Source organism: Streptomyces sp. NPDC079020, assembly GCF_044542225.1.
Taxonomy (GTDB): Bacteria; Actinomycetota; Actinomycetes; order Streptomycetales; family Streptomycetaceae; genus Streptomyces.
Genome location: NZ_JBITUB010000012.1, coordinates 1 through 21,055, shown reverse-complemented (window position 1 = coordinate 21,055; position 21,055 = coordinate 1). Strand labels below are relative to the sequence as shown.

Here is a 21,055-nt window from a genome sequence, read left to right as displayed (position 1 = left end):
CTCGCGGAAGGTTGACGACGGGCCCGTTCGTATCAAGGAAGGTTGACTGGCACCGCTTGGTGGTCGCTTCGGATGTGGCCGATCGGTTCCGCGTTCGAAACCGGTTGCCGTTGCCTCCCGGCGTTCGGTGATACTCCTGCATGAGCAGGATTGCGCAGGTCATTGTGTTCGCGTCGTACGCGGACGAGGTCATGGAGCCGCTCAGCCGGCCTGACGAGTCACGCAGCTGGAAGGGTGAGTTCAAACCGCTCGGCCTATTCGTCGGGGGCTGGGTCATCGAGTTCCACAGGCAGTGGACGCGCTCGGGTCTGCTGAAGCACTTGGAGTCACTCCCGTGGCCCCGCCCCGAGCAGGTGCAGGTGCTGATCCATGACGAGGAGGACGACTGCTTCGGCCTGTGGATGATGTACGACGGCGCTCTGGTCGAGGTGTCGCTCCCCCGTGTGCAGCGGTTCCACGCCCCGGCACCGCTGACAGATGAGTTCTCGCCGAGCCCGGGATATCTCTGGCGGACGGACGGACCGGTCGAGATACCCGCAGGCCTCTCGACCGAACGTCAAGATCTGCGACCGGCCTGGTAGCGACGGGACCGAACCCTGGCCAGCGCCGGCATGCACCGCGGGTGAAGCCCCGACCAACACCGGGAGCCGGTCAAAGTTCGGTGAGACTGACCAAGGTTCAGTGAGACCGGGCACCCGCTCCGGTGTCCTGTGACAGCGAAACTCGTTCGACTGCCACCGAACTCTGACCACCGGCACGTTCCTGACACCGGACTTCGACCAGTGCGGTTCGAGGGCAGGGCGGGGGTACAGGCGCGTCTCTACGGCGACTCCGCGTTGTCGGCCTTCGAGCTGGAGTGTTGCGGTCCCGCAGGTCGCCTTCGCCTCCCGTCGGGAGACGCCGGGAAGTTTGCTTCGAGGAAGCCAAGCCGGTTCGGCAGTTCCCGCTGGCCGCGGGGCGGCGACTCCTTGACGCCGAAGGGGCGTACGAGTGACCCCCGCACGCCCCTTCAACATCCGCCACCGCCCGACGCCTGCCACCGCCCGACCGACGTCCGCCACCGGGCGACCGCCGCCTGCGCCTGCCGCCCCACGACCCGCGCACGCCTCGCGCCGGCCGACCCCCTTCACGGAGTGGGCAGCCAGTCCACCTTCCCCGCGAGCAGCGCGTATCCGACGAACGCGCCGATGTCGAGCAGTGTGTGCGCGACGACCAGCGGCCCGACCCGCCCCCAGCGCCGGTACAGCAGCACGAAGACGACGCCCATCACCATGTTGCCGAGGAAGCCGCCGATGCCCTGGTACAGGTGGTACGAGCCACGCAGCACCGAACTCGCCACCAGCGCGGCCATCGGCGTCCAGCCCAACTGCCCCAGTCTGCGGAGCAGATACCCGACGACGATCACTTCCTCCAGTACGGAGTTCTGCACCGCGGAGAGGATCAGTACGGGGAACTTCCACCAGACGTCGGGCAGTGACTCCGGCACCACCGTGAGATTGAACCCGGTGGCCCGCGCCACGAGGTAGAAGGCCAGCCCGGCGCTGCCGATGCCCGCCGCGACCAGAGTGCCGCGCCCGAGGTCGCGCCCGGGGCTGGTCCGGTCGAATCCGATGGCCCGCAGCCCCGTGCCCTCCCTGATCAACAGATGCGCCACGAGGGCGACCGGCACCAGGGCCGTTGCGATTCCGAACATTTGCCATGCCAGATCCAGCCATGGCCGCCCAGGAGCGTACGAACTGTTGAGCGTCGCGGCCTGATCCTTCAAACCCCCTGGTTTCGTCAACGATCCGACAAAACTGATCAGGGCAGACACCCCGCTGGCGCCCAGCGAGAGAGCCAGCACCAGCACCGTCTCGGACCGCAGGATCCGTTGCGAAACAGCATCTTGGGGAAAAGAATCAGCCACGCGCCCCACCTCCACCTGTGCACCCGCCTTTAGTTGTGCAATCGCGTCTCATCCCGCCCGTCGTCCCGCTAGGGTCTCGAATGCAGGTACGAAGATCATGCGCGACAGGCCGGGGGACAACCACCAACGCGGGTGGTGCGGTCCCCCTTTTCCTTGTTCATCCTCAAGGAGGGGCACCACCGACATGGGACGTCATAGCTTGCCTGACGACTTCGCGACGGAAGAGCACCGGGGTAGTCCTCCCCCACGCCGCCGCCGCACCGTTGCCATCGCCACCATGCTCGTACTCGCTGTGGCGGCGGGAACGGCTGTCGCGGTCCAGGGCGGCCTGTTGTCGTTCTCCGATTCCTGCGAGGACTCCAGCGTGAAGCTGTCGATGGCGGCCTCGCCCGACATCGCCCCCGCCATGCGGGCCATCGCAGACAAGGCCCGTGAGGACGAGGTGAGATCCGACGGCCGCTGCCTGGACGTGAAGGTGGTGGCACGCGACTCCTACAAGGTGGCCGACGCACTCGCCACCGGCAGCGAGTCCCTCGACTTCCAGGTCTGGCTGCCCGACTCCGATCTCTGGCTGGACCGGGCCAAGGGGGTCGGTGAGAGCATCCCGATCACCCCGTCCGACTCCGTGGCCTCCTCCCCCGTGGCCCTGGCCATGGTCCCGCCGGCCGCCGAGAAGCTGGGCTGGCCCCGGAAGACCTACTCCTGGGCGGATCTGGTCGCCTCGGCCATGGAGTCGGACAAGGTGCGCCTCGGCGCGGCCGACCCGGCCCGCAGCGCCACCGGTCTGCTGGCCCTCACCAGCATCGGGGCCTCGTCCGACGCACAGGGCGGCGACAGCGACACCCGGGTGGCCGAGACCGCGAAGGTGCTGGCACAGCGGATGTCCGACGGCGACACCCAGGTGCTGGAAACCCTGGCGCGCGACGGTTCGGGGACCGAGGAGGGCAACCCGAAGCGCAATCAGGCGGTGCTGCTCTCCGAGCAGGCGGCGTTCGCCCACAACGCGGAGGCGACCGGAGGGGGCAAGGTCGATCTCTTCTACCCGAAGGACGGCACCCCCCTGCTCAACTACCCGTACACCCTGGTCGACGAACCGAAGCTGAGCACCGAGGAAGCGCGGGCGGCCCTGCGCTTCATGACCCTGCTGAACGACCGCGGTTCGCGGGCCATCCTGACCCGGCACGGGTTCCGGTCCGTGGACGGGACCGCGGGGGAAGCGGTCGTCACGGCGGCGGGCGGCAGGACGCCCCAGCCGTACGTCACCGCCGCCGCCGACGCGCCCACCGCTCAGGCGCTCCAGGAGACGCTCGGCATGTGGACCATCACGGTGCAGAGCGCGCGGCTGACGACGGTGGTCGACGCGTCCGGCTCCATGGCCACTCCGGTGCCGGGCCGCAACCAGTCCCGGATGGATGTCACGAAGGAGTCCCTGATCCAGGCTCTCGGCCAGTTCACGCCGGAGGACGAGATCGGGCTCTGGGAGTTCGCGACGACGCTGGACGGCGAGAAGGACTACCGCAAGCTGATGCCCACCCGCAGGCTGGGCGACCCCGTGAAGGGCGGCGGCACCTACCGGGACAAACTGTCGGCGGCGTTCGCGGGCCTCGAACCGGTGCCGGGCGGGGCGACCGGCCTGTACGACACCACGCTGGCCTCGTACGAGGCGGCTCAGTCGTCCTATGTGAAGGGCAAGTTCAACGCCCTGGTCATCCTCACCGACGGCTCCAACGAGGACGCCCGCGGCATCTCCCGCAGTGCGCTCATCGACCGGCTGAAGCAGCTCGCCGACCCGCAGCGGCCGGTTCCGATCATCGCCATCGCGGTGGGACCCGACGCCGATCGCGAAGAGGTCTCGGCGATAGCGGAGGTGACCGGCGGCGGCGGGTACGAGGTGAGCGACCCGGCGGAGATCCAGGCGGTGATCCTCCAGGCCATCATGACGGCCGGGCAGAACGGACGCGCCGCGCAGGAGTAGCCCGCGCATTCGTCTCCCGGCCCGCCCGGCCCACCTGCCACCCGGTCCCTCTTCCGGTCTCTCTCCCGGTCCCGGTCCTGCCCCGCCCGCGCCGCCCCGGTTCCGGTCCCGGTCCGGTCCTGGTCAGGGCGCCGGGAATCCCACCGGCCAGGTGTGCACCGGCTCGCCCATCTGCGCCAGCTCGATGTAGCGCCGGGTGGTGGCGGCGAGAGCCGCGTCACGCTCCAGCCCGGCCTCCAGCGCCCGGTGGTACGTGGCGACCTGCCAGGACGCCCCGTTGACGCGTCGCCTGCACCGCTCCTCGATGATGCCCAGGTAGCGGTCGCGGTCCGCGGGCTCGATGTTCCACGCGTCGAGCCCGGCGGCCGCCAGCGGCAGGAGCTCGTCGCGTACGAGCCTGACCGCCGGCACCTTGGCGAGCCCGCCGGAACGGCCCGGGAGGGGCCAGAGCAGTTCGGCCTCGATGCCATGGCGGCAGGCCGCGTCGAAGTTCTCCGCGGCGGCCTCGAAGGGCAGCTTGCTCCAGACCGGCCGGGACTCCTCGGCCAGGGCCCGTACCAGCCCGTAGTAGAACGCGGCGTTCGCGATCACGTCCGGCACGGTGGGCCCGGCCGGCAGGACACGGTTCTCCACCCGCAGATGGGGAACGCCGTCGGCCAGTCCGTACACCGGCCGGTTCCAGCGGTAGACCGTGCCGTTGTGCAGCACGAGCTCGGCCAGCGTGGGCACTCCTCCCTCGTCGAGCACCCTCAGAGGTTCCTCGTCGTCGCGGATCGGCAGCAGCGGCGGGAAGTAGCGCAGGTTCTCCTCGAAGAGCTCGTACGCGGAACTGATCCAGCGCTCCCCGAACCAGGTCCTCGGCCGCACGCCCTGGTTCTGGAGCTCGGGCGGCCGTACGTCGGTGGCCTGCTGGAACAGCGGGGGCCTCGACTCCCGCCACAGCTCCTTGCCGAACAGGAAGGGCGAGTTGGCGCCGAGTGCGATCTGCACGGAGGTGACGGCCTGCGCGGCGTTCCAGACGTCCGCGAAACGCGTGGGTGTCACCTGGAGGTGGAATTGCACGGAGGTGCAGGCCGATTCGGGAGCGATCGAGGGCGAGGTGCAGACCAGCCGCTCCACGCCCTCGATATCGAGCGCGAAATCCTCCCCCCGGGCCGCCGCCATTTGATCGTTGAGCAGCGTGTAGCGTTCCGCTTCCGAGAGGTTCGCGGACACCACGTCCCGCTGGCCGAGTGTCGGCAGGATTCCGATCATCACGATCCCCGCGTCCACCTCGGCGGCCTTGCGGTGGGCATAGGCGAGACCCGTGCGCAGCTCCTCCGCGAGCTGATCGAGAACCCGGCCGCTCAGGCGGTGCGGAACAATATTCACTTCCAGATTGAACATGCCCAGTTCGGTCTGGAAATCTCGACTCGCGATGCGCTGGAGAACCTGCGCATTCCGCATCCTCGGCATGCCGTCGGAGCCCGCCAGATTCAGTTCGATCTCCAGCCCCAGGAGATTCTTGGGGCGATCGAACCTCCGCTCCGCCAGCAGCCTCTCCAAACCCTCCAGGCACTGACTGAGCTTTCTGCGGTACGTCTGCCGGTCCGACAGGTCAAAGGCTCGCGCCACGACCTTCTCCCCCATCGAAGGGTCCCTCCTCCAGTGGGCGGCCCGCGGCCCAGGCCACTCGTATCACGATCGATAATGCCCATTCGAGCTGATCCATAACGTCCCGCGGGTGCCGTGGACCCGCTAGTCTTCGACGGAATCGGCGGGCACATTCCGTCGGCATACGGCAATCCGGGGTTTCGGCCGTGGGGCGCGTGACGGAAAACACCATCGAGTTTCGGCCTACCGCGGCATCGGAAAAACCCCTGGCGAAGGATGACCGGAACAGCAGGAATCATCAGAAACTCCACAATTCAAAGACCTGATGTCGCCTTGCGGTTCGCATTCGCGCCCGGTAGTGGAAGCACCTTGTGAACACTTTTCGTATAAACTCCGCCCACGAGGCAGAGAGTTGACGCAACCGGCCCGGTCCCGGCCCCTCTGGCCCCGCCCGCCGACAGCGCCGTCTGCACCCACCACGCATCACCGTGTCTCCAAGTGAGAGGCGACCCACTATGCCGCTGCATGTCCCTCCGGCTCCCGCGCCCGCACTGCGCAGCGTTCTCGCGGCACTCGGATCCCCCACCGCCGTCCGAGAAGCCCGCACTCCCGCGCTCCGGTCGGCCCAGGGCCCCCTGAGCCCCGAACTCCCGTTGCCCGTCCATGTACTGGACCGGATCGTGCCGAATGGCCCAGCGCCCCGTACCCGTCTGGCCGCCTGGCGATTCCTGATCCGCAGCGAGGGGCGCGCCGTCGCGGCGGCGGACACCATGCTCACTCCGGACGGCTGGGCCTTCTCGCACTTCTTCGAGGGGCCCTACCTCGCCTCGACCGAGCTGGCCGTCAAGCAGGCGGAAGCGTCGGTCGCCCCCTGCCAGGCGCGGCTGCTCTCCATCCCGGAGCTGTACATGCTCACGCTGTGGCTGCACGGGGACACCGGCGCCGATGCCGCCGCCTCGGCGCTCGACCCCACCGATGTGCTGGTTCCCCTGGCGCCGGCCCCGCCGGGGATAGCGGCGCACCACCCGCGCCGCGTCGCCGATCTGCTCCCGGTGATGACCCTTCGTGTCACCCCGGGTCCGCTGCTCAGTTCCGCCTGACCCGACCCGCCTCCGCATGCCCCCGCGGCGCCCCGTTCCGCCCTTACCACGCACCTGGCGGGCAGGGATACCGCGGGGGCTCATTCGTACCCGTCCGGACTAGCCCGGTCCGGCCACCCCGAACCACCCAAAGGGACAGTGCAGTTGCGCTGAACCGTCCGGCCGGGTGATGCGTCATGGGAGGAGAAGAAGCGCTGCGGCGAAATCCCTGCGGAATGTCGCCCGCAGGGCAACACTGGGACCGGACCGACTGATACGGGGGCGGCAAATGAACACGTCATCCAGCCGCAGGACATTCGAATCGACGCAGCGAAAGAACCCATCCATGTGCCAGCACCAGCCACCCTGCCCGACCGCCGACTCCGCCGACCGGGAAGCCGCCCGCCTGACGGCACACCACCCGGAACAGGGCTGGAGCCTGCTGTGCAACGGCGTCCTGCTCTTCGAGGACACCGGCGAGCTGCTCCCGGACGGGCAGATCATCGCCCCGCACCGGCCGCTGGCGGCCGGCCGGGTGGTGAAGGCCGCCTGACCCCAGACGTACGAAGGGGGCCGGCCCGGAGAGATCTCCGCACCGGCCCCGACGCATGTCGCAACGCGCCTACGCCTTCGGTCAGTTGTCGTACTCGTCCAGCGGCGGGCAGGAGCAGACCAGGTTGCGGTCGCCGAACGCTCCGTCGATCCGGCGCACCGGCGGCCAGTACTTGTCCGTGGCCGAGACTCCGGCCGGGAACACGGCCTCCTCACGGCTGTAGGCGTGATCCCATGCTCCACCGAGCGCCGCCGCCGTGTGCGGGGCGTTGCTCAGCGGGTTGTCGTCCGCGCCCCACTCACCGGAGGCGACCTTCTCGATCTCGCCGCGGATGGCGATCATGGTGTCGCAGAAACGGTCGAGCTCGGCGAGGTTCTCGCTCTCGGTCGGCTCGATCATCAGCGTCCCGGCCACCGGGAACGACATGGTCGGCGAGTGGAAGCCGTAGTCGATCAGGCGCTTGGCGACATCGTCGATGCTGACGCCGGTCGCCTTGGAGATCGGCCGCAGATCCACGATGCACTCGTGCGCGACCAGTCCGGCCGGGCCGTTGTACAGGATCGGGAAGTGCGGCTCCAGGCGCTTGGCGATGTAGTTGGCCGCGAGCACGGCGACCTGTGTCGCGCGCTTCAGACCCTCGCCGCCCATCAGCCGGACGTACGCCCACGAGATCGGCAGAATGCCGGCCGAGCCCCACGGGGCGGCCGAGATCGGGCCCACACCGGTCTCCGGGCCCGCGGCGGGCTGGAGCGGGTGGTTGGGGAGGTAGGGCGCGAGGTGCGCGCGGACGCCGACCGGGCCGACGCCGGGGCCACCGCCACCGTGCGGGATGCAGAAGGTCTTGTGCAGGTTCAGGTGCGAGACGTCGCCGCCGAACTTGCCGGGCTTCGCGAGACCGACCAGCGCGTTGAGGTTGGCGCCGTCGACGTAGACCTGGCCGCCCGCGTCGTGCACCTCACCGCAGATGGCGGCGACGTGCTCCTCGAACACACCGTGGGTCGAGGGGTACGTGATCATGAGCACGGCGAGCTCGTCGCGGTACTGCTCGATCTTGGCGCGCAGGTCCTCGATGTCGACCTCGCCGTCGTCGGCGGTCTTCACGACGACGACCTTCATGCCCGCCATGACGGCGCTCGCGGCATTGGTGCCGTGGGCCGAGGACGGGATCAGACAGACGGTACGTCCCTCGTCGCCATTGGCCCGGTGGTACGCCCGGACGGCCAGCAGACCGGCGAACTCGCCCTGCGAACCCGCGTTCGGCTGGATCGACACGGCGTCGTAGCCGGTGACCTCGGCGAGCCGCTCCTCCAGCTCACGGATGAGGGTGAGGAAGCCCTGCGCCTGCTCGGCGGGCGCGAAGGGGTGCAGCGCCCCGAACTCGGGCCAGGTGATCGACTCCATCTCGGCGGTCGCGTTCAGCTTCATGGTGCAGGAGCCGAGCGGGATCATGCCGCGGTCCAGCGCGTAGTCCCGGTCGGCGAGCTTGCGCAGGTAGCGCAGCATCGCGGTCTCGGAGCGGTGTTGGTGGAAGACCGGGTGCGTGAGGATCTCGTCGTCGCGCAGCAGCCCCTCGGGCAGCGTGTCGGCGGCCACCGCGTCCAGCGCCTCGACGTCGCCCTCGGCGCCGAAGGCCGCCCATACGGCGGCGACCTGGCTGCGGGTCGTGGTCTCGTCACAGGCCAGGGAGACCAGGTCTGCGTCGACGAGGCGCAGGTTGACCCCGCGCTCCCGGGCGCCCGCGACCACGGCGGCGGCCCCGCCGGGAACCCGCACGGTCAGCGTGTCGAAGAACGCGCCGTGCACGACGTCGGCTCCGCCCCGCCGCAGGCCCTCGGCCAGGATCGCGGCGTAGCGGTGGGTGCGCCGGGCGATCGTCCGCAGGCCCTCGGGGCCGTGGTAGACGGCGTACATCCCGGCCATGACGGCGAGCAGCACCTGGGCGGTGCAGATGTTGCTGGTGGCCTTCTCGCGGCGGATGTGCTGCTCGCGGGTCTGGAGGGCCAGGCGGTAGGCCTTGTTGCCGTCGGCGTCGACGGAGACGCCGACGAGCCGGCCGGGGAGGCTGCGGGCGAACTTCTCGCGCACGGCCATGAAGCCGGCGTGCGGTCCGCCGAAGCCCATCGGTACGCCGAAGCGCTGGGTGGTGCCGACGGCGATGTCCGCGCCGAGCTCGCCGGGCGAGGTGAGCAGGGTCAGGGCGAGCAGGTCGGCGGCCACGGTGACGATCGCGCCGAGGTCGTGGGCCTGCCCGATGACGGGCTTGAGGTCCCGTACGGCTCCGGAGGCGCCCGGGTACTGGAGCAGCACGCCGAAGACGCCGCGCTCGGCGAGATCCGCCGGGATGCCGTCGGTGAGGTCGGCGACGACCACCTCGACGCCGGTCGGCTCCGCGCGGGTCTCGATCACCGCGACGGTCTGCGGCAGGGTGTCGGCGTCGACCAGGAAGACACCGTTCTTCACCTTGCCGACGCGGCGGGACAGGGCCATGGCCTCGGCGGCCGCGGTGCCCTCGTCGAGCAGGGAGGCGCCGGAGGTGGGCAGCCCGGTCAGCTCGGCGACCATCGTCTGGAAGTTGAGGAGCGCTTCGAGCCGCCCCTGGGAGATCTCCGGCTGGTACGGCGTGTACGCCGTGTACCAGGCGGGATTCTCCATGACGTTGCGCAGGATCACCGGCGGGGTGAACGTGCCGTAGTAGCCGAGCCCGATCATCGGCGCGAGCACCTGGTTACGGTCGGCGAGCGAACGCAGCTCGGCCAGCACCTCGGCCTCGGTACGGGCCGACGGAAGCTTGAGAGCCTCCGTGCTCTTGATCACGTCGGGCACCGCGGCGGCGGTGAGCTCGTCGAGCGAGCCGTAGCCGACCTGGGCGAGCATCTTCGCCTGGGCCTCACCATCGGGCCCTATGTGGCGCTGCTCGAACGGAATGCCCTGCTCCAGCTGGGAGAGCGGAGTGCGACGGGGGGTCATGATGGAGGCCTCCTGGTCTGTCACGACCTGCGAGGGGCACCGCGGCGTGGGTGCCCGAACGGCCTCCCCCTCTGTCATCTCAACCTGAGAGCTTCACCGGCCCGCCTCACGGCGCGCCGGCTTTCACCGTCGGTGAGGGTGGGATCCGTCCCGGCACACATGCCCGCACGGAACCCGCCCTGCTTTCCAGAGTGACCTCGTCCGTGCGGTACGGGGGCCTGAGAGATTCCGGGGAGGATTTGCTCCTTCGGCGCCTCCGGATTCTGCACCGGAGGACTCTCCCGCACGGGGTCAGCAGCCATATGCCAGCCTACCAGCGGGGTTCCCGCCGGATTGCTCAAGTGGCCGACACCCGGGATCTGCACTTTTGTAGTGCTTGTGGAGTAGTCACCACCACCCAGGCAGTTGCGACCAGTGGGAGGCACCGTGCAGACCGACATCGATCCGCGCAGCCTGATCGGCCGCAAGGCGTTCGACCGCAGGGGCACCAAGATCGGAACGGTGGACGAGGTCTATCTCGACGATGCGACGGGTGTCCCGGAGTGGGCGGCCGTACGCACCGGGCTCTTCAGCCGGGACGCTTTCGTCCCCCTCGAACCGAGCGAATTCGTCGAGGATTCGCTGCGGATCCCGTTCGACCGCGCGTTGATCAAGGACGCGCCGGACTTCGGCGTCGGCCGCCACCTCAGCCCGGAGCAGGAACTGCAGCTCTACCGCCACTACGGGCTGGACTCCGCGCCTCCGGGCGGGACCGGGCCGGACCGGGACTTCGGCAGGCTGGCGGGCCAGGACGAGTAGTCCACGGGGTCGCGCACCAGGGGCAGCGGGTCGGCCGGCCCCAGCTCCGGGTCATCGACACGGAACGTACGCACCCGGCCCGGTGTGCCGCCCGGCTCCTCGAAGCGAACCGTCACCCGGCCCACCCCGCTGCCCTGCACCCAGCCGTGACCGTGGGTCCCATGGCGCACGTCATGGCCGGCGGGCCATCGCCTGGCGGCGAGGAGCTCGGCGCTCTCCCCCTCCGCTTCCCCGGCCGGGACGGCGCCGGGTGCGTCCCCGTCCGCCGCGGGGCCGGGCGGGACCTCCGGTCCGGCCTCCGCCCCGGCCTCGGCCTCCGCTTGCGCCGCGGCCGCCTGCCGGGCATCGGCCGCCTGGGCGAAGAGGTCCTCCTGGGTGTAGTCGGCGAGCCCCGTCACGCCCACTCCCAGCAGCCGTACGCCCCCGGTGGTGTCCACTGCCTCCAGGAGCCTCGCCGCGGCCTCCCGGACCACTGTGGGGTCGTCCGTGGGCCCTCTGAGGGTCTCCGAGCGGGTCAGGGTGGAGAAGTCGTACCGGCGCACCTTGAGGACCACCGTGCGCCCGGAACGCTCCGCGGCCCGCAGCCGCTCCACGCACCGGTCCGCCAGCCGCTCCACCTCCGCACGCACCCGTACCCGGTCGTGCAGGTCGACATCGAAGGTGTCCTCGACCGATACGGACTTGGCGTCCCGCTCGGCCACGACGGGGCGATCGTCCAGGCCCAGTGCCATCCGGTGCAGCGAGACGCCGTGCGCCTTGCCCACCAGCCGTACGAGCTCCGCCTCCCCGGCCTCGGCCAGGTCATGGACGGTGGTCATCCCGGCCCGGCGGAGGTGGTCACCGGTGGCGGGGCCGACGCCCGGCAGGATCCGCACGGGCATGGGTGCCAGCAGCTCCCGCTCGCTGCCCGGCTCGATGAGCAGGAGCCCGTCCGGCTTGGCCTCCTCCGAGGCGATCTTGGCCAGCATCTTGGAGCCGGCGAGCCCCACCGATCCGCTGAGCCCGGTCACCGCGTGGATGGCCGCCCGCAGCTGCTCGCCCATGGCGCGGGCCGACGCCGAGTCGGCGGCGACGCCGCCCGCCTCCAGATCGACGAAGGCCTCGTCCAGGCTGAGCGGCTCCACCAGCGGCGACAGCCTGCCGAGCAGCTCCATCACCTGGTCGCTCACCGTCCGGTACAGCGAGAAGCGCGGCACGAGATACGCGGCGTTCGGTGCCAGCCGCCGGGCCTGGGCCGTCGGCATCGCCGAGTGCACGCCCAGGCGCCGGGCCTCGTACGACGCGGTGGCGACCACTCCTCGCGGCCCCAGCCCGCCCACGACCACCGGCTTGCCGCGCAGACTCGGCTTGGACGCCTGCTCCGCCGAGGCGTAGAAGGCATCCATGTCCAGATGGAGGATGGTGGGCGCGGCTCTCACATCTCCGATGCTGCCCTACGGCACTGACAACGCGACTGCCCGGCACCCCTCGGGGGCCGGGCAGTCATCACCGCTGTCGCCGATGCCGTCAGCCGGTCATCCGGCTCGGTTGCGCCGCCGCGCGAGTTCGTCGGTGGGGTTGTTGCCGACCAGCGTCTCGCCGGTGTCGACCCGCTCTCCGTGCAGCTGGGACAGTGCCGCGTCCACGTCCCGCCACACGACGCCGACAGCGATCCCGAAGACCCCCTGCCCGCCCTGGAGCAGCGCCACGACCTCGGCGGGCGAGGAACACTCGTACACCGTCGCACCGTCACTCATGAGCGTCATCCGCTCAAGGTCCTGGAACCCCCGGGCCCGCAGATGCTGGACCGTGGTGCGGATGTTCTGCAGGGCGACCCCGGTGTCCAGGAACCGCTTGACGATCTTGAGGAGGACCACGTCCCGGAAACTGTAGAGACGCTGGGTGCCCGACCCGTAGGCAGGACGCACGCTCGGCTCCACCAGCCCCGTACGCGCCCAGTAGTCGAGCTGGCGGTAGGTGATCCCCGCCGCCGCGCATGCCGTCGGTCCGCGATAGCCGATGTCATTCGCTGCTGCCACGCCGTCCGCCGCCACCGCAGCCGGCTGAACCGGTTGCCTGATGGTGTGGTCGGCCGCATTGCCGTGCTGCGGATACGGCCCACCCGCTGCCGTACCGTCGCCGCTGATTCTCACGCCGACCTCCGTCCTTGACCTGCCCACTCGAAGGTAGGCAGTCACTTGGGGTGCGTCAACGATCGCCACACTCGGCACGCCGAGTGATAATCACCCTGAGGGTGGTTTCCCGTGCCTCACTATCGGGAAAGGCTTGTCGGATGCGCTGACGACACCCCTGCGGGACGGTCACTGACTGTTGGTGCCGAAGTCCTCCGGAGAGATCTGGTCGAGGAACTCGCGGAACTTCTCCACCTCGTCCTCCTGCTCGTCGGGGATGGCGATCCCGGCGTCGTCCAGCACGCCGTCACTGCCATAGATCGGCGTTCCGGTCCGCAGGGCGAGCGCTATGGCGTCGGACGGCCGGGCACTCACCTCGACCCCGCTGGCGAAGACGAGCTCCGCGTAGAACACACCTTCACGAAGGTCCGTGATGCGGACCTCGGTGAGCTCCTGGCCGACGGCTTCGAGCACATCCTTGAAAAGATCATGGGTCAGCGGCCTGGCGGGAGCCATGCCCTGCTGGGCGAAGGCGATCGCGGTCGCCTCCCCAGGACCGATCCAAATGGGGAGGTACCGGTCGCCTCCCACTTCACGCAGGAGAACGATCGGCTGGTTTGAGGGCATTTCCACCCGGACACCGACAACGTCGAGCTCGTTCACACAGCAACCCTAGGACGTGCCCGCCATGTTTGGGTAGTCGGGCGCCTCCGAGGTCAGTGCAGCCGGACCCGCAGAGCCGTCTGGACAAAGGCCGCGTGCAGCCGCACGGAAAGCTCCGCGAGCTCCTTCGCGGTGGCCTCCGCATGGGCTCTGGTCTGCGGATTCCGGTGCCGGCGCAAGGGCGCGACCACCTGTTCGATCAGCCCGGCCTCACGGTCCGCGGCGGCCCGCATGGCCCGCAGGTGCCGAGGTTCCAGACCGAATCGGCCCAGATCCGCCACAAGTTTCGCCACGGTGACCGTCTCGGCGTCGTAGCCGCCTTCCGGCATGGCCACGATCAGCCCGTACGACTCCCACTCGTCGAGCTGCTCCTCGCCCACCTCGGCCGCCGCGAGCAGCTCGGAGCGTCCGATGCGCGCCGCGGTCGCGGCGCCGGGGCCGGAGTCCCAGAATCCGTCGGAGAGGTCCCGCTGGCCACCGCCGGGGGTGGGCAGCACGGGCTGCTCCCCCCGGGCCAGGGCGTCGAGATGCCCCCGGATGACCTTCAGCGGAAGATAGTGGTCCCGCTGCATACGGAGCACCTGAGCGAGGCGCTCGACATCGCCGGTACTGAACTTCCGGTATCCGGAAGGCGTCCGCTGCGGCTCGATGAGGCCCTCGGCCTCCAGGAAACGAATCTTGGAGATGGTGACTTCGGGAAACTCGTCGCGCAACTGGAGAAGCACCGTGCCGATGCTCATCGCTCGGGCGTCCGCTGTGGCGGTGCCGTGACCGGCACCGCCTGTGGGTGTTCGCAGCATGGGCCTTCCTGAGGGTCCCCCGGACCGGGTCCGGGGGAGGGTCATACGCCCCGCTGGCTCGCGTAGAAGACCAGCCGGTACTTACCGATCTGGACTTCGTCGCCGTTGGACAGCGCGACGGAATCGATGCGCTCACGGTTGACATAGGTGCCGTTGAGACTGCCGACATCACCCACGGTGAAGCTGCCGTCCGGGCTCCTGCGGAACTCCACATGACGCCGCGACACGGTCACGTCGTCGAGGAAGATGTCGCTCTGCGGGTGCCGTCCGGCCGTGGTGAGGTCACCGTCCAGCAGGAAGCGGCTGCCCGAATTCGGCCCGCGCCGCACCACGAGCAGCGCGGAACCGCCCGGCAGGGCGTCCACGGCCGCCTGCGCCTCGGGCGAGAGGGAAGGCAGCGCGGTCTGCCCCGTCGCCTCCGCCTCGTACGCCTCAAGACCGGAGATCGAGATCGTCGACGTCGTCTCCGAGGCACGCTCGGGGACACCGCCCCGCAGCGGCGTACCGCAGTTGGAGCAGAAACGGCTGGCTTCGGCGTTGCGGTGCCCGCACCTCGTACAAACCGGCATGGCCGAACCCTCCGGGGCGGAGCTGAACCCTCCACCCGTACTTGAGGTTGATGGTTCGCCGAAACCTATGCGTCCGGCACCGGCATGGTCAACAGACGACACGCCGGACCCACCCTGAGGGTCACCGGCGGAACCGGAGACCTCGTCGCGGAAGAGCGGGCGCTCCCCGCCCTGCTCCTCGTCCTGACCATGGCGCGGTGCACGGTGCCGGGCAGCGCTGTTGCTGTCCTCGCGTGCACTCTTTCCGAACAACTTCGCAAACAACTTCACGGGCGATTCCCCTTGACCGACATAGACCCGCCCGTGGGGCAGGACGAACCCTGAATGAACACACCTGCCGACCCGGACATCTTCACAACGTCCGTATCCACCCGACAGTTTCCACCACGCGCCACCAATCCGTTGCGCCGACCCCCCGCAACCTCCGGCCCGCGTCCTTCCGCCTTCGTACGCCCACGGCTCACTGTGACGACGACCGAGCGTAGTCAGGCTGCTTCGCCGGTCGCAAGGCATCCACGACGATGTCGTCCGACCTTTCCACGACCGCGGAGGCCTGCTCCTTCTCCAGCGTCTGCACCACGCCGCCGGGAATGTTGAGCGCCGGCTCCAGGTCCTGCGGTTTGCCGATCACCTTGAACTCATAAGGCGCTTGGATCCTCTTGCCGTCGACCTGGATGTCACCGCCGTCACCGGCGAAGTACGTATTGGCCACCACCCGCACCCCGTTGACCTCGATCGCCTCGGCACCGGCCGCACGCAGCTCCTGGATGGCGTCCAGCAGCATGTCGGCCGCGACGCCGCCGCCCGGGTCGTTGATCGTCAGCGTGATGCCGGGGCCGTGGGCAGCCACGGTGCCCGCGAGGATACCGAGCTGCCGTTCCTTCTCCAACGTCTGTTTCCGGGCCTCCTCGGCCTGGTCGGAGCTGTTCTCCAGCTCCGTACGCTGATCGTCGAGGCGCTGCTTCTCGTCCTCCAGACGCTGGGTCCGGTCGTCGACCTCGTCGAGGATCCGGACCAGGTCCTCCTGCCGTGCGCCGCGCAGGGCGCTGTCCTCGCTGTTGGAGCGGACCTGGATGGCCAGCCCCAGACCGAGGCCGAACAGCAGGAGCGCGACGACGAGTTGGGCACGGCTCACACGGGGCGGCCACAGACCGGCCAGCAGCCGCCGACGTCCGTCGAGCGGTGCGGGCGGGGGCGCGGGGGCGCCGGCCGGCTCGTCGCCGGTGCGCTCCTCGCTGCGGGGGGATTCTTCGTTACTCATCGGCCTCAAGCCCGGAAGACGTGCCGGCGGATGGCGGCGGCGTTGGAGAAGATCCGGATGCCGAGCACCACCACCACACCAGTGGAGAGCTGGGCACCCACACCCAGTTTGTCGCCGAGGAACACGATCAGTGCGGCCACGACGACATTGGACAGGAACGACACCACGAAGACCTTGTCGACGAAGATGCCGTCGAGCATCGCCCGCAGACCTCCGAAGACGGCGTCGAGCGCGGCCACCACGGCAATCGGCAGGTAGGGCTCGACCACCGCCGGTACCTCGGGCCGGACCAACAGTCCGACCACGACTCCCACGACGAGGCCCAGTACGGCGATCACGATGTGCCCTTCCCTGATTCTGCCGTGCCACTGCCGGTGCCAGCGGTTTTCGGCTCTGCTGTACGGACGATCAGGCTCGGCGCGGCCGGAAGCCGTACCTTCTCCTGACCGGAAATGCTGGTCCTGATGTCGAAGTTCTCCTGCAGCGCGTGCAGATACATCCCGTCGGCACTGTCGCGGAACGCGGTGGCGAGCTTCTTCCCGTCCCCCACCGCGAGCACCGTGTAGGGCGGTACGAGCGGCCGGTTGTCGACCAGTATGGCGTCGCCCGCCGCGCGGATCGCCGACAGTGCTGTCAGCCGTTGGCCGTTGATGGCGATGGCCTCCGCGCCGGACTCCCAGAGTCCGTTGACAACGCGCTGCATGTCCCGGTCGCGCACCCGTCCGGTGTCGGCGAAGCCGGTCGACTCGCGCGGCCCGCCGCCGCCCTGGTCGGTGTCCTTGGCGTCGTCCACGACGAGCTTCACACCGGGCCCCTCGACCGGAGTGGCCCCGGACAGCAGTGCCACGAGCTCGCCCTGGTCCCCGCCGTGCTGTTCGAGCGCCTTGCGCTGGCGCTCGCTCACATCGGAACGCAGCTCCTCGACGTCCGACTCCAGCATGTCCGCCGCGGTGGTCTCCGCGTCGATACGGTCGATGAGCTCCTCGCGCTCCTTGGCCACGACCGGCGCCGAGACCCTCGCCTCGGCGGCGCCGAGGGTGACCACGAGAGCCGCGATCACCAGCCCGGCCGCCAGGCCGAGCTTCGACTTGAGCGTACGGGGCAGTCCGGCGCTCCCGTCGGCCTTGCGGCGGGCCGTGGCCTCGGCGTATCCGTCATCGAGGCTGTGGTCCATCACATTGGTCAGCAGCGACATGGAGGCGTCGGGGCGGGCTGGCTTCGGGGCGGTACTCCGTTCGGGGGGCTGCTGCGACATGCCGCACATCGTCGCACGTCACCACGGCTACCGCCGAATGGCCCCACCGGTGCACCGGGAGCCCTGGCACGGCAACTCCCGGCACACCGCTGTCACATCAGCTGCCCGCGCTGTCCACGACGGCCGACCACTCGTCGAGCAGGGCCTGCGCGGACGCGTCGTCGGGCCCCTCGGCCCACAGATGGGTGACGGCCTCGGCCCGGTCCGGCAGCACCATCACCCACCGCCCGTCGGCCTCGACCACCCGGACACCGTCCGTGGTGTCCACGCTGCGGTCCCCGGCCGCCTCGACCACACGCCGCATGACGAGTCCCTTGACCGCCCAGGGGGTCGCCAGGTCACGGCGGAGCACATGGGCACGCGGAATGCGGGCGTCGATCTGGCTCAGCGTGAGCTGCGTACGGGCGACGAGCCCGATGAGCTGGACAAAGGCGGCCGCTCCGTCGAAGACGCTGCTGAATTCGGGAACGATGAAGCCGCCGCGCCCGTCTCCTCCGAAGATGGTGGAGTCCTCACGGCCCACCCGGGTCAGGTCGTCCGGCGACGTGGTCGTCCATTCCACCTGGGTGCCGTGGTAGGCCGCCACCTGCTCGGCCACGCGCGTGGTCGTCACGGGCAGGGCGACGCGCCCGCTGCGCCGCTCGGCCGCGACCAGGTCGAGCATCACGAGCAGGGCCCGGTCGTCCTCGATGATCCGGCCGCGCTCGTCGACCAGCGACAGACGTTCACCCACGGGGTCGAAGCGCACACCGAAGGCGGCACGGGCCGAGGACACGATCTCGCCGAGCCGCACGAGCCCGGCCCTGCGGGACTCGGCCGACTCGGTCGGCCGTGACTCGTCGAGCCCCGGGTTGATGGTCAGCGACTCCACGCCGAGCCGCCCGAGCAGGCTGGGCAGGACGAGCCCGGCACTGCCGTTGGAGGCATCGACGACGACCTTGAGCCCGGCCTCGGCGATACCGGTGGTGTCGACGTTGCGGAGCAGGGAGCCGGTGTACGAGTCGAAGACGCTGGAGGGGAAGTACAGGTCCCCGATCTCACCGGGGAAGGCCCTCCGGTACTCCTGGCGCGCATAGACCCGGTCCAGTTTCCGCTGCAGCGCCTGGGAGAGATCGGCGCCGCGTTCGTCGAAGAACATGATGTCCACGGAGTCGGGCACCCCGGGCGACGTACGGATCATGATGCCGCCCGCACTGCCCCTGGCCGTCTGCTGACGGGCCACGGGCAGCGGCACGTTCTCCAGGTCCCTGACGTCGATGGCGCTGGCCTGGAGGGCGGAAATGACCGCTCTCTTCAGCGCACGGGCACCACGGGAGTGATCACGCGCCGTGGTGACCGTCGATCCCTTCTTCAGCGTCGTGGCATAGGCACCGGCCAGCCGCACCGCCAGTTCGGGGGTGATCTCGACGTTCAGGATTCCGGAGACACCACGGGCGCCGAACAGATGGGCCTGCCCGCGGGACTCCCAGATCACCGAGGTGTTGACGAACGCGCCGGCCTCGATGGTCTTGAACGGGTACACCCGAACATTGCCCTGAATGATCGACTCCTCGCCGACCAGACACTCATCACCGATGACGGCGCCGTCCTCGATGCGGGCCGCGCGCATGATGTCGGTGTTCTTGCCGATCACACAGCCGCGCAGATTGCTGTGCTGGCCGATGTACACGTTGTCGTGCACCACGGCCCTGTGCAGGAAGGCGCCCGTCTTCACGACGACGTTGGAGCCCACGACCGTGTGCTCACGGATCTCGACATCCGCCTCGATCTTGGCGTAGTCACCGATGTAGAGCGGCCCCCGGAGCACGGCGTCCGGGTGGACGTCCGCGCCCTCGGCGACCCACACGCCGGGCGAGATCTCGAAGCCGTCCAGCTCGACGTCGACCTTGCGCTCCAGTACATCGGCCTGGGCCTTCACATAGCTCTCGTGGGTGCCCACGTCCTCCCAGTAGCCCTCGGCGATATAGCCGTAGATCGGCTTGCCTTCCTTCATGAGCTGCGGGAAGACATCACCCGACCAGTCCACGGAGGTGTCGGCCTGGACGTAGTCGAAGACCTCGGGCTCCATGACGTAGATGCCCGTATTGACGGTGTCGGAGAAGACCTGGCCCCATGTGGGCTTCTCCAGGAAACGCTCGACCTGGCCTTCCTCGTCCACGATCGTGATCCCGAATTCCAGTGGATTGGGGACCCTCGTGAGACACACCGTGACCAGTCCGCCCTTCCGCTTGTGGAAGGCGATGAGATCGGTCAGGTCGAAGTCCGTGAGCGCGTCACCGGAAATAACGAGGAACGTGTCGTCCTTGAGCGCCTCCTCGGCGTTCTTGACACTCCCCGCGGTGCCGAGCGGCTTCTCCTCGTTGGCGTAGGTGAGCTCCATCCCGAGTTCTTCGCCGTCACCGAAGTAATTCTTGACGAGGGAGGCGAGGAACTGGACGGTCACGACGGTCTCGCTGAGCCCATGCCGCTTGAGCAGCCGCAGCACATGCTCCATGATCGGCCGATTGGCTACGGGCAGGAGCGGCTTGGGCATGCTTGAGGTCATGGGGCGAAGGCGAGTGCCTTCACCACCAGCCATCACGACGGCCTTCATGTCGGAAACGTCCTCCTAGAAGAGACGACGGCTAGCCGACTATGCCCGCCGGGGCAGTATCCAAGACATCAGCCGCGGGCCGGCCACACTGCGCGGCACCGCATCAACGAGCTCAATCGGCTACTGCATCCGCCTCGACGAGCCGGCGGACCTGAACCACGTAGAGGATCCCTGCCCACCAATAGAGCGTTGTACCCCATCCTGCGAACGCCCATCCGAAAATGGCGGCCAGCGTTGCCAGCCAACCACTTCCATCGCTGAGCAGCAACAAGGGGAACGCATACATCAGGTTGAATGTTGCAGCTTTCCCGAGGAAGTTCACCTGGGGCGGCGGATAGCCGTGCCTTCGCAGGATTCCGACCATCACGAGCAACATCAGCTCTCGGGCGAGAAGCGCGGCGGTCAGCCACAGTGGCAGGATCTCGCGCCAGGTGAGCCCGACAAGGGTGGAAAGGATGTAGAGCCGGTCGGCGGCCGGGTCCAGGAGCCGCCCGAGGCTGCTGATCTGGTTCCACCGGCGCGCGAGCTTTCCGTCGAGGTAGTCGCTGATACCGCTGAGCATGAGCACCAGCAACGCCCAGCCGTCGCTGCTCGGCCCGCCGAACACGGGGCGGAGGATCAGCCACAGGAAGAGCGGTACGCCGACGAGGCGAGCCATGCTGAGGATGTTGGGGATGGTGAGGACCCGGTCCGTCTGAACCCGAGTCTCCTGGACCTCCACCCGGGGGCCTCCTGTGAAGAATGTGCCAATGATGCCCCCTGACCCTACCCGCAGCGGCCGCCGACGGGTGCACAGGGGTGGCGAGAGAGCACGGCTCCATAATCCTGAGACGTTCAGAACGCAGAAAAGCCCCGTACCTTGCGGTACGGGGCTTTCCCGGAAAAATTGTTCGGCGGCGTCCTACTCTCCCACAGGGTCCCCCCTGCAGTAC

18 protein-coding genes and 1 riboswitch are annotated in these 21,055 nt (G+C 69.1%); of the genes, 5 read left to right on the top strand and 13 right to left on the bottom strand.

What is annotated here, in order from left to right:
* The first annotated feature begins 140 nt into the window (after window positions 1–140).
* The gene (locus tag ACIGJO_RS24295) at window positions 141–581 is read left to right on the top strand and encodes a hypothetical protein (protein WP_399961316.1); all 441 of its coding nucleotides are present in this window, start codon (window positions 141–143) and stop codon (window positions 579–581) included.
* Window positions 582–1,126: 545 nt separating this feature from the next.
* On the opposite strand, the gene ACIGJO_RS24290 is transcribed toward ACIGJO_RS24295, so the two are convergent.
* Window positions 1,127–1,906, bottom strand: coding sequence for a CPBP family intramembrane glutamic endopeptidase (locus ACIGJO_RS24290; RefSeq protein ID WP_399961314.1), 780 nt, complete (start codon window positions 1,904–1,906; stop codon window positions 1,127–1,129).
* A gap of 184 nt (window positions 1,907–2,090) precedes the next feature.
* Here ACIGJO_RS24290 and ACIGJO_RS24285 point away from each other — a divergent pair, with 184 nt between their 5' ends.
* Window positions 2,091–3,881, top strand: a complete 1,791-nt coding sequence (locus ACIGJO_RS24285) for a substrate-binding and VWA domain-containing protein (protein WP_399961312.1) — start codon at window positions 2,091–2,093, stop codon at window positions 3,879–3,881.
* Window positions 3,882–4,004: 123 nt separating this feature from the next.
* On the opposite strand, the gene ACIGJO_RS24280 is transcribed toward ACIGJO_RS24285, so the two are convergent.
* Complete coding sequence (locus ACIGJO_RS24280; RefSeq protein ID WP_399961310.1) at window positions 4,005–5,510, bottom strand: glutamate-cysteine ligase family protein; 1,506 nt, start codon at window positions 5,508–5,510, stop codon at window positions 4,005–4,007.
* A 479-nt stretch (window positions 5,511–5,989) separates the two neighbouring features.
* Between ACIGJO_RS24280 and ACIGJO_RS24275 the strand changes: the two genes are divergently transcribed.
* Together ACIGJO_RS24275 and ACIGJO_RS24270 are read left to right on the top strand one after the other, a co-directional pair.
* Window positions 5,990–6,574, top strand: coding sequence for a hypothetical protein (locus ACIGJO_RS24275; RefSeq protein WP_399961308.1), 585 nt, complete (start codon window positions 5,990–5,992; stop codon window positions 6,572–6,574).
* A 325-nt stretch (window positions 6,575–6,899) separates the two neighbouring features.
* On the top strand, window positions 6,900–7,106 hold the full coding sequence (locus tag ACIGJO_RS24270) for a DUF5999 family protein (RefSeq protein ID WP_356756776.1): 207 nt from the start codon (window positions 6,900–6,902) through the stop codon (window positions 7,104–7,106).
* Window positions 7,107–7,187: 81 nt separating this feature from the next.
* On the opposite strand, the gene gcvP is transcribed toward ACIGJO_RS24270, so the two are convergent.
* Window positions 7,188–10,073, bottom strand: coding sequence for an aminomethyl-transferring glycine dehydrogenase (gcvP, locus tag ACIGJO_RS24265; RefSeq protein ID WP_399961305.1), 2,886 nt, complete (start codon window positions 10,071–10,073; stop codon window positions 7,188–7,190).
* Window positions 10,074–10,269: 196 nt separating this feature from the next.
* Window positions 10,270–10,367, bottom strand: a riboswitch (glycine riboswitch).
* 132 nt (window positions 10,368–10,499) lie between these two features.
* Between gcvP and ACIGJO_RS24260 the strand changes: the two genes are divergently transcribed.
* A complete protein-coding gene (locus tag ACIGJO_RS24260) occupies window positions 10,500–10,871 on the top strand; it encodes a PRC-barrel domain-containing protein (RefSeq protein ID WP_399961303.1) in 372 nt (123 codons plus the stop codon).
* Here the strand turns inward: ACIGJO_RS24260 and ACIGJO_RS24255 are convergent.
* The 10 genes from ACIGJO_RS24255 to ACIGJO_RS24210 form a co-directional block, all read right to left on the bottom strand.
* Window positions 10,793–12,289 carry a DNA polymerase IV gene (locus tag ACIGJO_RS24255; RefSeq protein ID WP_399961301.1) on the bottom strand — a complete coding sequence of 499 codons (1,497 nt, stop codon included), beginning with the start codon at window positions 12,287–12,289 and terminating at the stop codon, window positions 10,793–10,795. The genes ACIGJO_RS24260 and ACIGJO_RS24255 overlap by 79 nt on opposite strands.
* Before the next feature lie 96 nt (window positions 12,290–12,385).
* Window positions 12,386–13,003 carry a MerR family transcriptional regulator gene (locus tag ACIGJO_RS24250; protein ID WP_399961299.1) on the bottom strand — a complete coding sequence of 206 codons (618 nt, stop codon included), beginning with the start codon at window positions 13,001–13,003 and terminating at the stop codon, window positions 12,386–12,388.
* 168 nt (window positions 13,004–13,171) lie between these two features.
* Window positions 13,172–13,645 (bottom strand): bifunctional nuclease family protein, encoded by a 474-nt coding sequence (locus tag ACIGJO_RS24245; RefSeq protein ID WP_006123076.1) that lies wholly within the window; start codon window positions 13,643–13,645, stop codon window positions 13,172–13,174.
* 53 nt (window positions 13,646–13,698) lie between these two features.
* A complete protein-coding gene (locus tag ACIGJO_RS24240) occupies window positions 13,699–14,445 on the bottom strand; it encodes a MerR family transcriptional regulator (protein WP_399961297.1) in 747 nt (248 codons plus the stop codon).
* Window positions 14,446–14,486: 41 nt separating this feature from the next.
* Complete coding sequence (locus ACIGJO_RS24235) at window positions 14,487–15,284, bottom strand: FHA domain-containing protein (protein ID WP_399961295.1); 798 nt, start codon at window positions 15,282–15,284, stop codon at window positions 14,487–14,489.
* Window positions 15,285–15,474: 190 nt separating this feature from the next.
* On the bottom strand, window positions 15,475–16,275 hold the full coding sequence (locus ACIGJO_RS24230) for a DUF881 domain-containing protein (RefSeq protein ID WP_399961293.1): 801 nt from the start codon (window positions 16,273–16,275) through the stop codon (window positions 15,475–15,477).
* A 5-nt stretch (window positions 16,276–16,280) separates the two neighbouring features.
* Complete coding sequence (locus ACIGJO_RS24225) at window positions 16,281–16,613, bottom strand: small basic family protein (protein WP_003970459.1); 333 nt, start codon at window positions 16,611–16,613, stop codon at window positions 16,281–16,283.
* Window positions 16,610–17,530, bottom strand: a complete 921-nt coding sequence (locus tag ACIGJO_RS24220; protein WP_399961291.1) for a DUF881 domain-containing protein — start codon at window positions 17,528–17,530, stop codon at window positions 16,610–16,612. The genes ACIGJO_RS24225 and ACIGJO_RS24220 overlap by 4 nt, the downstream gene beginning before the upstream one ends.
* A 97-nt stretch (window positions 17,531–17,627) precedes the next feature.
* Window positions 17,628–20,123, bottom strand: a complete 2,496-nt coding sequence (locus ACIGJO_RS24215) for a sugar phosphate nucleotidyltransferase (RefSeq protein WP_399961289.1) — start codon at window positions 20,121–20,123, stop codon at window positions 17,628–17,630.
* 112 nt (window positions 20,124–20,235) lie between these two features.
* The gene (locus ACIGJO_RS24210; protein WP_399961287.1) at window positions 20,236–20,844 is read right to left on the bottom strand and encodes a CDP-alcohol phosphatidyltransferase family protein; all 609 of its coding nucleotides are present in this window, start codon (window positions 20,842–20,844) and stop codon (window positions 20,236–20,238) included.
* Between the last annotated feature and the right edge of the window lie 211 nt (window positions 20,845–21,055).